This is a genomic window from Actinoplanes sp. NPDC048988 (assembly GCF_043197815.1).
Taxonomy (GTDB): domain Bacteria; phylum Actinomycetota; class Actinomycetes; order Mycobacteriales; family Micromonosporaceae; genus Actinoplanes.
In genome coordinates this window covers 627,907-640,474 of record NZ_JBICTW010000002.1, presented here as the reverse complement: position 1 = coordinate 640,474, position 12,568 = coordinate 627,907, and the positions used below count along the sequence as shown (strand labels likewise).

12 protein-coding genes are annotated in these 12,568 nt (G+C 70.8%); 8 read left to right on the top strand and 4 right to left on the bottom strand.

Features of this window, described 5'->3' with window-relative positions:
- Positions 1–4: 4 nt before the first annotated feature.
- Positions 5–205 carry a PspC domain-containing protein gene (locus ACGFJ7_RS10035; protein ID WP_392641869.1) on the bottom strand — a complete coding sequence of 67 codons (201 nt, stop codon included), beginning with the start codon at positions 203–205 and terminating at the stop codon, positions 5–7.
- Between the two features lie 204 nt (positions 206–409).
- Here ACGFJ7_RS10035 and ACGFJ7_RS10030 point away from each other — a divergent pair, with 204 nt between their 5' ends.
- The 3 genes from ACGFJ7_RS10030 (at position 410) to ACGFJ7_RS10020 (ending at position 3,622) form a co-directional block, all read left to right on the top strand.
- Positions 410–1,360 (top strand): NUDIX domain-containing protein, encoded by a 951-nt coding sequence (locus ACGFJ7_RS10030; protein WP_360245362.1) that lies wholly within the window; start codon positions 410–412, stop codon positions 1,358–1,360.
- 4 nt (positions 1,361–1,364) lie between these two features.
- A complete protein-coding gene (locus ACGFJ7_RS10025) occupies positions 1,365–2,441 on the top strand; it encodes an NUDIX hydrolase (protein WP_360245359.1) in 1,077 nt (358 codons plus the stop codon).
- Between the two features lie 302 nt (positions 2,442–2,743).
- Entirely contained in the window at positions 2,744–3,622 is an 879-nt protein-coding gene (locus ACGFJ7_RS10020) for a CDP-alcohol phosphatidyltransferase family protein (RefSeq protein ID WP_360246526.1), read from the top strand.
- Between the two features lie 33 nt (positions 3,623–3,655).
- Here the strand turns inward: ACGFJ7_RS10020 and ACGFJ7_RS10015 are convergent, their stop codons facing one another.
- Genes ACGFJ7_RS10015 through ACGFJ7_RS10005 form a run of 3 tightly spaced genes read right to left on the bottom strand, consistent with a single transcriptional unit; the run spans position 3,656 to position 6,684 of the window.
- Positions 3,656–4,897, bottom strand: coding sequence for a phosphatidylserine decarboxylase (locus tag ACGFJ7_RS10015; RefSeq protein ID WP_392641866.1), 1,242 nt, complete (start codon positions 4,895–4,897; stop codon positions 3,656–3,658).
- A gap of 18 nt (positions 4,898–4,915) precedes the next feature.
- The gene (locus ACGFJ7_RS10010; protein ID WP_392641864.1) at positions 4,916–5,278 is read right to left on the bottom strand and encodes a hypothetical protein; all 363 of its coding nucleotides are present in this window, start codon (positions 5,276–5,278) and stop codon (positions 4,916–4,918) included.
- On the bottom strand, positions 5,275–6,684 hold the full coding sequence (locus tag ACGFJ7_RS10005; RefSeq protein ID WP_392641862.1) for a PspC domain-containing protein: 1,410 nt from the start codon (positions 6,682–6,684) through the stop codon (positions 5,275–5,277). Before ACGFJ7_RS10005 ends, ACGFJ7_RS10010 begins: the two co-directional genes overlap by 4 nt.
- Before the next feature lie 125 nt (positions 6,685–6,809).
- On the opposite strand from ACGFJ7_RS10005, the gene ACGFJ7_RS10000 reads away from it, so the two are divergent.
- The 5 genes from ACGFJ7_RS10000 (at position 6,810) to ACGFJ7_RS09980 (ending at position 12,563) form a co-directional block, all read left to right on the top strand.
- Complete coding sequence (locus ACGFJ7_RS10000) at positions 6,810–8,096, top strand: PspC domain-containing protein (RefSeq protein ID WP_392641990.1); 1,287 nt, start codon at positions 6,810–6,812, stop codon at positions 8,094–8,096.
- Positions 8,093–8,749 carry a response regulator transcription factor gene (locus ACGFJ7_RS09995; protein WP_360245347.1) on the top strand — a complete coding sequence of 219 codons (657 nt, stop codon included), beginning with the start codon at positions 8,093–8,095 and terminating at the stop codon, positions 8,747–8,749. Before ACGFJ7_RS10000 ends, ACGFJ7_RS09995 begins: the two co-directional genes overlap by 4 nt.
- 226 nt (positions 8,750–8,975) lie before the next feature.
- On the top strand, positions 8,976–10,613 hold the full coding sequence (locus ACGFJ7_RS09990; RefSeq protein WP_392641860.1) for an ABC transporter substrate-binding protein: 1,638 nt from the start codon (positions 8,976–8,978) through the stop codon (positions 10,611–10,613).
- A gap of 95 nt (positions 10,614–10,708) precedes the next feature.
- A complete protein-coding gene (locus ACGFJ7_RS09985; RefSeq protein ID WP_360245341.1) occupies positions 10,709–11,638 on the top strand; it encodes an ABC transporter permease in 930 nt (309 codons plus the stop codon).
- On the top strand, positions 11,631–12,563 hold the full coding sequence (locus ACGFJ7_RS09980) for an ABC transporter permease (RefSeq protein ID WP_392641857.1): 933 nt from the start codon (positions 11,631–11,633) through the stop codon (positions 12,561–12,563). Before ACGFJ7_RS09985 ends, ACGFJ7_RS09980 begins: the two co-directional genes overlap by 8 nt.
- The last annotated feature ends 5 nt before the right edge of the window (positions 12,564–12,568 follow it).

The following is a 12,568-nucleotide window of genomic DNA, read 5'->3' as shown; positions in this document are numbered from 1 at the left end:
CCGCTCACCACTCCTCCGGCATCAGGAACCACATCACGGGGTAGGCGAGCAGGGCCGCGCCCCAGGTGGCGGCGGCCAGCACGACGAAGGCGACCCGGACCAGCACCGGGTCGATGCCGAAGTAGCGGCCGATGCCGCTGCAGACGCCGGCCCCGACACGGTCGTCCTTGGGGCGGCGCAGGAGTTTGTAGGGTGCCTCGTTCATGCCCCAATGGTGGGACTGAACGGGGCCCTACGACCTCAGGTGAGGCCCGGATACGTACCCTGAAATGATGGTTACGGGCCGTGGTCGATCTAGTGCACGTTGTCCCTGGCAACGCTCTGATCAGGGATTACGCAGCGCGAGCACCCTGTCAGGAATCCGACAGATGTTTTCTGCAGTTAACATATTTCGGGCAGAATGCCGCCCGTGACCCCCGCACTCGAACCGCTCCGCCGGATCGCCGCCTACGCCGTCGCCCGCGACGACGAGGGCCGCGTGCTGCTGGTCCGGGCCTCCACCAGCTCCGGCACGCCGGGCGTCTGGTCCCTGCCCGGTGGCGCCGTCGACCACGGCGAAGACCCCAACCACACCGTCGTCCGCGAGACGGCCGCCGAGACCGGCCTGTCCGTGGCCGTCACCGGCCTGCAGGACGTCCTGGCCGACATGCGCTCCCTGCCGCACCGAGGCGTCACCATCCACACCGACCGCCTCATCTACGAGGTGTCGATCCGGGGTGGCACGCTGGTGGACCGCATCGGCCACCCCACCGACCTCGCCCGCTGGCACACGCTGGAGGAGGCCGAACACCTCAAACTCCGGCAGTTCACCGCCGACGCCCTCGGCCTGGGCGGCGCCTCGGCCGACCTGCGGCCCGAGCCGGCGCCGACCTTCCCGTCGTTCTACGCCTACCCCGGCCCGGACGGGCTGCACCGGGCGCAGCGCTTCGCGGCGTACGCGATCGCCACCGACCCGCGGGACGCCAGCCTGCTGCTGACCCGCATCGCCCCCGGCTATCCGGGGGAGGGGCGCTGGCACCTGCCCGGCGGCGGCACCGACTACGGCGAGCAGCCCGGCACGGCGCTGATCCGCGAACTCGTCGAGGAGACCGGCCAGGAGGGCCGGCTGGTCGAACTGCTCGGCGTGGCCAGTCACCGTGACGCGGCGTCACTGGGCCCCGAGGGCTACCCGATCGACTGGCACGGCGTACGGGCCTTCTACCGGGTGATCGTCGACCGGCCGACCGAGGTCATTGTCAAAGACGTGGGCGGCTCCACCTCCGAGGCGCGCTGGATGCCGGTCAAGGAGGTCGCCGACCTGGCCGAGGACGAGCTGACCGAAGTGACGGCCGAGGCGCTGCGGAAGGCGCGGCTAATCTGATCTGGTGAAGATCAGACGGGTCGGGGCCTACGGAATCTGTCGCGACTCCTCCGGGCGGGTGCTGCTCGCCCGGAACTCGCCCCGCAGCGAGTTCCCCGGCCTGTGGACCCTGCCCGGCGGAGGCGTCGAGCAGGGCGAACACCCGAACGACGCGGTGGTCCGCGAGTTCGCCGAGGAAACCGGTCTTGAGGTACGCCTCGACGGCCTCCACACGGTCACCGCCGACGTCTTCCCCCTGTCGAACGGCGCCCTCGAACACACCGACCGAATCATCTACGACGTCACAGCCGTCAGCGGCACCCTACGCAACGAAGCCGAAGGCACCACCGAACTCGTCGAGTGGGTAGCCGACCCGGCCACCCTCCCGCTGATGCCTTTCACCGCCGCCGCACTGAACCTCACGCCCGACGCCCCCACCCCCTCGCCCGGCGCCGGTTCCGATCCGCATTCCTCGACCGGCATCTCCTCCCGACCTCACTTTCCGTCCGACATTTCCGAAAAGTCGGGCGAAGGGGATGGCGATTCGGTGAACGCCAGTTCGAGGCGACCAGAGGCAGGGCCGCGCGGTGAGGGCGGAAAGGCGACACGGCCGGAGGCGGGGTCGAGCGGGGTGGGTGTTGAAGCCGCGCCCCTGGGGCCGGTACAGCGATTTGGGGCCTATGCGGCGGCGTCGGATGTGGCGGGGCGGATTCTGCTTACGCGGATCGCGCCGGGGTATCCAGGAGCTGGGCGCTGGCATGTGCCCGGTGGTGGGACCGACCACGGGGAGACGCCGGAGGCGGCGCTCGCCCGGGAGGTGTTCGAGGAGACCGGGCAACACGGTCGGGTGACCGGTCTGGTGGAGATCTCGCATCGTTACGACCCGGCGGCCGTGGGGCCGGAGGGGGTGCCGGTCGACTGGCACGTCATCCGGGTTCTGTTCCGGGTGGAGGTCGACACGCCGACCGAACCGGTGGTCAAGGAGGTGGACGGCTCGACCGCCGAGGCGCGCTGGTTCACGCTGGCCGAGGCCGGGCGGCTCGCCCTCACCGAGCCGGCAGCCGTCGCCGTAGCCCGAATCGGGGCGGAACGGGCGAGTTAGAATCGTTATCCGGGAGGGGCGCTCTCGTGGCCCGTCCCGTACCCACCCGGCCAAGGAAAGACCCGGAGGAGCACCTGCCAACGACTGTCGATCGACTTCTCGCCAAGGTCGTCCGGCTGTGCGATGGTGTACACCGCGAATTTCCCCGGTCCGCGTGTGCGGCGGGCTACCGGGAACCAACCCACCGCAAACGTGCAGGTGGGCCACCTATCCCATGGAGGAAGCACGTGCCGAGATCCCCTTGGCGCCGGCGTCGATCGACGGATAGCCCCCGTCCCGCCGGTCGTCGTTGGGCAGGCCGTCTGCGCCGCGGAGGAACCATCGCGCGGCAGGCCCTGTTGGTGCGGGTCGGCCGCCGGAACGCTGAGTCCGGCCGGGCCGCCACCGCGACCAGGGCAGAAGTCATCTACACCGGTGCCGAGCACACCCGGGCCCTCGGCCCGGCCGCTCCGCACCTGGCCATCCCGGCGGTCGTCGAGCCGGCCGTCCCGGCCTCCCTGCTGCCCGGTGAGCACACCGCGGCCCGCAAGGTGCGCTTCGCGATCGTGAACGGCTGCACGATCGCCAGCCTCGCCCTCGGCCTCATGGCCATCTTCCTGGCGATGCACGGCGACGTCCGCCTGGCCGCCGCCTGCCTGGTTGCTTGCGTCGCTTTCGACGGCCTCGACGGCGCGCTCGCCCGCAAGCTGGGCGTCTCGAGCCCGTTCGGCGCTCAGATGGACTCGCTGGCCGACATGTGCTCGTTCGGCCTGGCCGCGCCGGTCGTGGTCTACGCCTCGCTGGTCCACTCGGTGCCGACCCCGGCCGCCGCCGTGGCCTGCGTGCTCGTCGCGGCCTGCGCCGCGATCCGCCTGGCCCGCTTCAACGTCTCGCCCAAGGACGGCAAGTTCTTCTGCGGCGTGCCGACCACGATGGTGGCCGCGGTCCTCGCGGTGTCCGTGCTGATCGGCCTGCCGCTGCCCGGTCTGGTGCTGCTCGGCGGGGTGGCGCTGCTGGCCTTCGCGATGGTGTCCAGTTTCCCGTACGCGAAGCTGGCCCGCCTCCTGCGGCTTCCGGCCTGGCTCTGGCTGCTGCCGATCGTCGGCGCCCTGGTCGACGCCCGTCTGACCTTTGTCATGGTCGTGGCGGCGTACCTGATCAGTGGCCCGGTCCTCTGGATGCGCCAAAGAACAACCGCGTGAAAAATGGCCGCCCCGAGGGGCGGCCATTTTTCTTCAGATCCAGCGGGCGATGACCGAGGAACCGCCGATGACCTTGTCGTTCACCGCGACCAGCGGCTCGGCCGCGCCGGCCGGCAGGTAGACGTCGGTGCGCGAGCCGAACCGGATCAGGCCCATCCGCTCACCCTTGGCGACCAGCGTGCCGACCGGCGTGCGCTGCACGATGCGGCGCGCGATCAGGCCGGTCCGCTGGGCCACCACGACCGTGCCGTGCTCGGTGTCGAGCACCGTGTAGGCGGCCACGTTGTGTTCGGCCGCGGCCGTCATCGCGTTCGCGTAGCCGCCCTCCTCGACGAAGTGGTCGGCCACCCGGCCCGCCACCGGCACCCGGTTGACGTGCACGTCGAGGACCGACAGGAAGACCGCGATCCGCAGGAACTCGCCGGCGCCGAAGCGCTCGTCGGTCATCCGCTCGACCGACAGCACCCGGCCGTCGGACGCCGCCACCACGGCCGACGCGTCGTCGGGCACGTCGCGCTCGGGGTCGCGGAAGAACGCCGCCACCGGCGCCGCGGCCAGGGCCGGCAGCAGCCACAGCTTCGACCCGGGCCGGGCCCGGCGGGCCAGCGCGGCCAGCCCGAGCGCGATGCCGGCGGCGGCCACGCCGTTCGAGTCGATGTGCATCGAGCGGGTCACCGGAACGCTGGACGGCCGGTACGCCGGGGCGAGCGTCGCCGCCACCCGCGGGTCGGCCGCGGTGAACCGCAGCTTGTGCACCCGCAGCGGCGGCTGGTTGCGCAGCACCAGGTCGGAGCCGACGCCGAACAGCGCGCCCTGCCGGAACAGCTCGGCCGCCGCGCCGCCGGTGCGGCCCGGCGTGGCCGGGGTCGCCACGGTGAGCACGGCACCCTCGTTCAGATACTTACCGAGGCTGTCGAGGAGGACCCGGACCTCGTCGGCCGTGCCGGTCAGCGGCTCGCCCACGATCACCACGTCGGCCGGCTCGGCCTCGGAGAGGGCGTCGACCACCCGCACCCGGTCGGCGATCCAGCTGCCCAGCCCGGTGATGTGGTCGCGCAGCAGGTCGGCCGTGCTGCGCTCGCCCGCCACCAGGGTGAGCTTGTCGGCCGGCAGCAGGGCCTCGACGGCGGCCGCCACCACCTCGGTGGCGTGGTCGGCGGCGAACACCAGGGCGGTGGTGGGCGCGTTGTGCCGGGCGAACTCGGCGGTCAGGGCCCGGGCGGCGACGGGGCCGACCCCGGCGATCGGAGCGTTGGACACCACGGGGTACGTCATGGCAACGAGCATATGGGGCTACTTCTCGGGTGACGCGGGGTGCTCCTTGGTGAACCGCTCGGACGGCTCCTCGAGGAGTTCCCGGACGATCGACGCGTGCATCTCGGGCGGGAGGTCACCCGGGATCTCGGGGCCGGGGGCCGCGGCCGGGACGGCCGGCGCCATGGCCGGCTCCATCACCGCCTCGGGCGGGCCGCCCCGGGCCGACCGGAGCGCGCCGAGCAGGCCGATCACGCCGAAGACGATCAGGCCGCCGGCCACCAGCCAGCCCACCGCGGGCAGGTGGACGTTGACCACCGCCGAGACCGCCCACCAGGCGACCACCAGCAGGAACAGGACGCCGAAGCTGAGCGAGACGCCGTCGGTGCGGTGCGGTTTCATCGGTACACCTCCAGGTTGCCGGCGTTCAGCCGCAGGTCGAGCTTGAGCGTGCCGCCACCGGCGCCGTCCGGGCCGAGGTCGGTCAGGTCCTCGTGGCCGAGCGATTCGCCCTCGAAGGTCTTGCCGAAGATCTCGGCGCGGCCGTTGGCGACCTCGAGCGTCGCGGTCGTGTCGACGGTCGGCGGCAGGAGCACCCGTACCTGGCCGAACTTCATGTTCACGGCGATCGTCTGCTGCTGGCCGGCGAAGTCGATCTGGCGGAGATCGATCGTGGCGTCGCCGAGGTTGAAGTCGTACCGGTCGGCGACCTGGGTCAGGGTGGTCGGCCGGTAGACGCTGTTGCCCACGTCGTCGCCCCAGCGCTCGGAGCCGGTGGCGGCGAACAGGCCGAGGGTGGCGATCAGGCCGAGCGCGATCAGCCCGCGGGCCCGGCCGAGCCAGGCGCCGACGATCAGGCCGGCCGCGATGGTGGCCAGCGCCGCCGCGAAGTAGGCGGACACGGTGATGCTGGCACCGGCCGTGTCGGCGGCGGCCATCACGCCCATCACGACGATCAGCGCGAAGAAGGTGAGGCGGCCCAGCTTGGAGCGCTCCTTCGGCTTCTTCGGCGGCTTCGCCGCCGGCGGGGCGGGCGGGGCCGGCGGGTACGTCGCCGGCGTGGGCCGGGCGAACGGGCCGTGCGGCGCGAACGGTGGCCGGTAGGCACCGGGCGGCGGCCCGAACGGCGGTGGCGGAGGAGGCGGAGCCGCCGGGGCCGCGGCCGCGTCAAAAGCCGGGGCCGGGGCCGTGGCCGCCTCGAAAGGCGTGGCCGCCCCGAAAGGTGTGGCCGGGGCCGGCTCGAAGGGCGGAGGTGAGGCCGGCTCGGACGGCGCCGGGTGGGGCGCGGTGGCGAACTCGGCCGTCGGGAACGGGTCCTCCGGCGCCGGCGGCGGGGGAGTCGCGTGGGAACCCGACCGCTTGATCAGGATGATCGCGCCGAAGATGACCGCGCAGGCCAGCAGGCTGGCCCGTACCCCGTCCCGCACGATGAAGGCGAACGAGAGAACCGCGGCGCCGCCGAGGAAGACCACCGAGAGCGGGGTCATGCCCGCCCGGCCCTTGCCGAGCAGCGACTCGATGGGCGAGGCGGTGTCCCCCTCAGCCGGGATGATCAGCCAGCCGATGAGGTAGAGCAGCAGGCCGACACCACTGATCACACCGAGCACGGCGAACAGCACCCGCCACAGCACCGGGTCGGTGTTGGTGGCGCGGGCCAGGGCGCCGGAGACGCCGGCCAGGTAGCGGCCCTGGCGCGGGCGGACCAGCTTGTCGCGGGAGAAGGGCGGCCCGCCGGCCCACGGCGGAGCGTTCCGGTCCGCTCCGGGAGGGGCTTGGGTGCCCTGCGGTTCGGCAGCTTCCTCGTTCATGGCATCGATCCTCGCTCCCCGGGCACCCGAGACGCTTCCGGCGGCGACCCTGAGGCCACCCTGAGATCCGGGCCGCGGATACCGGGGGAAGTTCCCCGTGGTCCGCGCGGCCGGAACGTGTGACGATCGGAGGACACAACCGAGGAGGAGCCATCAGCACCGCCACCGCACCGCCCACTCGCCGCCTGTTCCGGCCGCGCGATCACCGCATCATCGCGGGTGTCGCCTCCGGGCTCGCGCAGCACCTCGGCGTGCCCGTGCTGGCCGTGCGTATCTCCCTGGTCGTGCTGCTCGGCTTCAACGGCCTCGGCCTGCTGCTCTACGCGGCCTTCTGGGCCGTGCTGCCGCAGCAGGTCCCGGCCGCCGGCGAGCCGGCCAAGCGCCGCGACCTGGCCATGCTGCTTCCGTTCGGCGCGATCGGCCTCGGTGTGATCGTGCTTCAGGCCCTGGTCTTCGAGGACAACGTCGCCGGCACGGTGGGCTGGCTGATCGCCGTGGTCGCGGTCGGCGCCGGCATCATCTGGCACCAGGCCGACCCCACGCGCCGGCAGTGGGGCGCCAACATGCCGCAGACCCCCTGGCTGGCCGCCGTGGTGGCCGAGAGCGACCGGCGGTTCTTCCTGCTGCGCTTCATCGGCGGCGGCGTGCTGGTCGCGACCGGCGTCATCGGCGTGGTCGCGGTCTACGCGCCGGCCGGCAGCCTCACCTCGGTCATCAACGGCGTGATCTTCGCGCTGGTCGGCCTGCTCGGCGTCGGCGTGGTGGCCGCGCCGCTGCTCTGGCGCATGTTCAACCAGCTCCGGGCCGAGCGCGAGGGGCGCATCCGGGAGCAGGAGCGGGCCGAGGTGGCCGCCATGATCCACGATCAGGTGCTGCACACGCTGGCCTTGATCCAGCGCAACTCGGCCGACATCAAAGAGGTGCAGCGGTTGGCCCGGGGTCAGGAGCGCAGCCTGCGTAACTGGCTCTACAAGCCGACCGCGTCGCCCACCGAGCGGTTCGCGGCGGCGCTCGAGCAGGCCGCGGCCGAGGTCGAGGACACGTACGCGATCAGCGTCGAGACCGTCGTGGTGGGCGACACCGAGTGCGACGAGCGGGTCGCGGCCCTGGTCGCGGCGGCGCGTGAGGCGCTGGTGAACGCGGCCCGCCACGCCGGGGTGCAGACGGTCTCGCTGTACGCCGAGGTCGAGCCGGACGAGCTCAGCGTCTTCGTCCGCGACCGCGGCGCCGGTTTCGACCTGAAGGGTGTGCAGGAGTCGCGGCACGGCGTGCGAGGCTCGATCATCGGACGGATGCAGCGTCACGGCGGCAAGGCGGAGATCCGCAGCGCCGTCGGCGACGGCACAGAGGTCCGGCTGACGCTTCCCGTGTCGCGGGACAGCGTGACGGCCGGTAAGGAGGCAACACGATGACCGAGCCCGAGAGCCGGCGGCTCACCGTCTTCCTGGTGGACGACCACGCGATGTTCCGCGCGGGCGTGCGCGCCGAGCTGGGGGCGCACGTCGACGTCATCGGAGAGGCCAGCACGGTCGCCGAGGCGGTCTCCCGGATCGCGGCCGCCGAGCCCGACGTGGTGCTGCTCGACGTGCACATGCCCGACGGCGGCGGCCGCGCGGTGCTCGACGCGATGCGCCGCACCCATCCGCACGTGCGTTTCCTGGCCCTGTCCGTCTCCGACGCGGCCGAGGACGTGATCGGCCTGATCCGGGCCGGCGCCCGGGGCTACGTGACCAAGACGATCTCGCCGGACGAGCTGGCGGCGGCGATCCGCCGGGTGGCCGACGGCGACGCCGTCTTCAGCCCGCGGCTGGCCGGCTTCGTGCTGGACGCCTTCGCCTCCCGGCCCGACGTGCCGGTCGCCGACCCGGAGCTCGACCAGCTCACCAACCGCGAGCGCGAGGTCCTGCGCCTGCTCGCGCGCGGGTACGCGTACAAGGAGATCGCGAAGGAATTGTTCATCTCGATCAAGACCGTCGAGACGCATGTCTCGAACGTCCTGCGCAAGCTCCAAATGAGCAACCGTTACGAATTGTCACGTTGGGCGGCCGACCGCCGGCTCGTCTGACCGATCTCCACGCGGGCGCTGCGGTGGGTGGTGGCCCGCGTACCGAACGACGTTTTCCCTGGTAAGGCCGGTTGCTCATATCGAAGAACCGGTCGGGGGGCAAGCGTGGCACCGGGCCTGTCTAATATCGGCTTGGTAACGGGGCCTTGGCTGTCGTTGGCTCTGTGTCACAGTTGCGGGCGACTCACACGACCCCCGTGAGCGCCCCGAAGGAGGCACCCACCCCATGCCTGGGAAAATGCCATGGAAGATGGCGGCCGGAGCGGCCGCCATCGTCTTGTTGGCGTCCGGCTGCAGCGGTAGTTCCTCGGACGACGCCGAAGCTCTGCCGAACAGCATCAGCATCGGCATCGTCGAGCCGACGAGCCTGATCCCGTCCAATGTGGTGGAAACGGGGGGCTCGCAGGTCCTGGCGTCGCTGTATTACCCGCTCGTGCGATTCAACGACAAGAGCACGCCGTACGCGGTGGCCGCCCAGTCGATCACGCACGACAAGGCCAACCGCGTCTGGACGATCCGGCTCAAGCCGGGCTTCACCTTCAGCAACGGCGAACCGGTCACGGCGGACAACTACATCAACGCCTGGAACTACGGCGCGTACGGCCCGAACGGGCAGCTCGCCTCGTACTTCTACAGCCGGATCCAGGGCTTCGCCGACCTGCAGTCCGAGGACCCGGACGGCAAGGACGGGCCGGCTCAGGCGCCCGAGCCCAAGGCCCGGACGATGAGCGGCCTCAAGAAGGTGAACAACACGACCTTCACGGTCACGCTCTCCGCGGGCTTCGCCGGCTGGGAGTCGGTGATGGGCTACACCGCGTTCTACCCGCTGCCCAAGGCCGCCTGGGAGAGCGAGGGGGTGCTCAAGAAGGACTTCGCCGAGGCGCCGATCGGCAACGGGCCCTTCAAGATCAAGGGCAAGTGGCAGCACGACCAGCAGATCCAGGTGGAGAAGGTCGCCGACTTCAAGGGCACCATCCCCAAGGTCAACGCCATCAACTGGAAGATCTACCAGGACCTGTCGACGCAGTACAACGACCTCGTCGCGGGCAACCTCGACGTGGAGACCCAGATTCCTGTCGAGAGCCTCTCGCAGGCCTCCAGCGACCTGGGCGACCGGCTGCTGAAAAGCCCGAGCTCGGGCTTCGACTTCGTCGGCTTCCCGCTGTACGACGAGAAGTTCAAGAACCCTCAGGTGCGCCGGGCCATCTCGATGGCGATCAACCGCGAGGAGATGACCGAGCAGATCTTCCTCGGCTCGGAGACCGCGGCCAACGCTTTCGTCTCGCCGGTCCTGCAGGGCGCGCGCCGCAACACCTGCGGCCCGAACTGCGAATACAACCCGATCAAGGCCAGGCAGATGTACACCGCGGCCGGCGGCCCGGCCGAAATCAAGATCACGTACAACGCGGACGGCGGCCACAAGCCCTGGATCGACGCGATGTGCAACCAGATCAAGTCGTCGCTCGGCGTCAACTGTGTCGGCACGACGGTGCCCAAGCTGACCGACCTGCTGGCCAAGGTGCGCGCCCGCGAGGATGTCGGCCTCTACCGGCTTGCCTGGTCGATGGACTACCCGCTGATGGAGAACTACCTCGGCCCGCTGTACACGAGCGACGGGTCCTCCAACTACGGCGCCTACAAGAGCACGGCGTTCGACACCCTGGTCCGTCAGGGCTCCGAGGCGCCGACCGTGGAGCAGGCCACGAAGTACTGGCAGAAGGCGGAAGACATCCTGGCCAAGGACGTGCCGGTGCTGCCGCTCCGGTTCAGCCAGAACGTCTTCGGCCACTCGGACCGGGTCACCGACGTGACCATGGACCTGTTCGCCATGGTGGACATCTACAAGATCGATATCGCCAGCTAGTCTGGCCCGTTCGAACGGTTGTGGCGCCACGGGTCAGGTGACACCGTGGCGCCACCGCTGTGTTCCACCCCTTCGGCCCAAGAGGCTTCACCCACATGTTCCGGTATGTCGTGCGGCGCCTGCTTCAGATGGTGCTCACCTTCTTCGGGGCCACGTTCCTGGTGTACGCGCTGATGTTCGCCAACCAGGACGACCCGTACCAGGCTCTCGTCGGCGAACGGCCGCTCAGTGAGAGCCAGCGGGCGGCCCTGAACGCGCAGTACCACCTCGACGACCCCTTCCTGGCGCAGTACTGGCATTACGTGCGCGGCCTGCTCACCGGCGACCTCGGCACCTCGCTGACCCAGCGCCGCCCGATCAGCGAGATGCTGGCCGACGCCTGGCCCATCACGATCAAGCTGGCGCTGCTGGCGGTCCTCATCTCGGCCGTCATCGCCGTCTCCGCCGGCGTGCTCTCCGGCATCCGGCGCGGCGGCGTCTTCGACAACGTGACGCTGGTGATCACCCTGATCGTGCTGGCGCTGCCGGTCGTGGTGCTGGCGCCGGTGGCCCAGGTGATCTTCAGCGTCCAGCTCGGCTGGTTCCCGGTGACCGTCACCCGCGACGCCGGCCTCTGGGATCTGCTGTTACCGGCGCTGGTGCTGGGCACCCTGGTGATCGCCACCGAGTTGCGAGTCACCCGTTCCTCGGTGGCCGAGAACATGCGCGCCGACTACGTGCGTACGGCCCGGGCCAAGGGCCTGACGAACAAGCGGGTGATCGGGGCGCACGTGCTGCGCAACTCGCTCATCCCGGTGATCACGCTGATCGGTGTGGACATCGGCGCCCTGATGTCGGGCGCCATCGTCACCGAGGGCGTCTTCAACATCCCCGGCGTGGGCCTGAACCTGTTCCGCGGCATCCGGTCCGAGGACGGCCCGCTGGTGGTCGGCTTCGTGAGCGTCCTGGTGATCGTCTTCCTGGTGATCAACCTGATCGTCGACCTGCTGTACGCCGCCCTCGACCCGAGGATCCGCTATGAGTGACCTCACCGCCGTGACCACGGCCGAGGCGCCCGGCCCGGCCCCGACCCGCCCCCGCCGCGGCGGCTCGGCGGGGCGCAGCCTGGCCGGCGACGCCTGGCTCGACCTGCGCTCCAGCACGATCTTCTGGGTGGCCACGGCGCTGGTCGCGGTGATCCTGCTGATGGCGGTCTGGCCGTCGCTGTTCACCTCGGCCGACCCGCGCGACTGCGTGCTCGCCCACAAGAACGCCGGCGCGGCGAACGGGGCGCCCTTCGGATACGACTTCCAGGGCTGCAACGTCTACGCCAAGACCATCTACGGCGCGCGCAACTCGCTGATCGTCGGCCTGTTCGCCACCCTCATCGCCGGCGTGATCGGCCTGCTGTTCGGCCTCGCCGCCGGCTACTACGGCGGGTGGCTCGACGCGGTGCTGTCCCGCTTCATCGACGTCATGCTCGGCGTCCCGTTCCTGCTCGCGGCGATCGTGCTGGCCAAGCGGTTCTCGGCGAACCCGGACGACAACGGCATCCTCGCGGTGACCCTGACCCTCGGGTTGCTCGGCTGGACGACCTCGGCCCGGGTGATGCGCTCGGCCGTCATCTCGGCCAAGGGTCAGGACTACGTGGCGGCCGCCCGCATGCTCGGCGCCGGCCCGGGCCGCCAGATGTTCCGGCACATCCTGCCCAACTCGATCGGCCCGTTCCTGGTGGTGCTGACGATCCTGCTCGGCATCAACATCGCCAGCGAATCGACGTTGTCGTTCCTCGGCGTCGGGCTCAAGGGCGACGCGATCAGCTGGGGCATCGCCATCGCGGAGGCCGGCCCGTACATCCGTACCACCGCCGCCCCTCTGGTCTGGCCTTCGATCTTCCTCGCGGTGACGGTGCTCGCCTTCATCATGCTCGGCGACGCCATCCGCGACGCCTTCGACCCGAAGCTGCGGTGACCGCC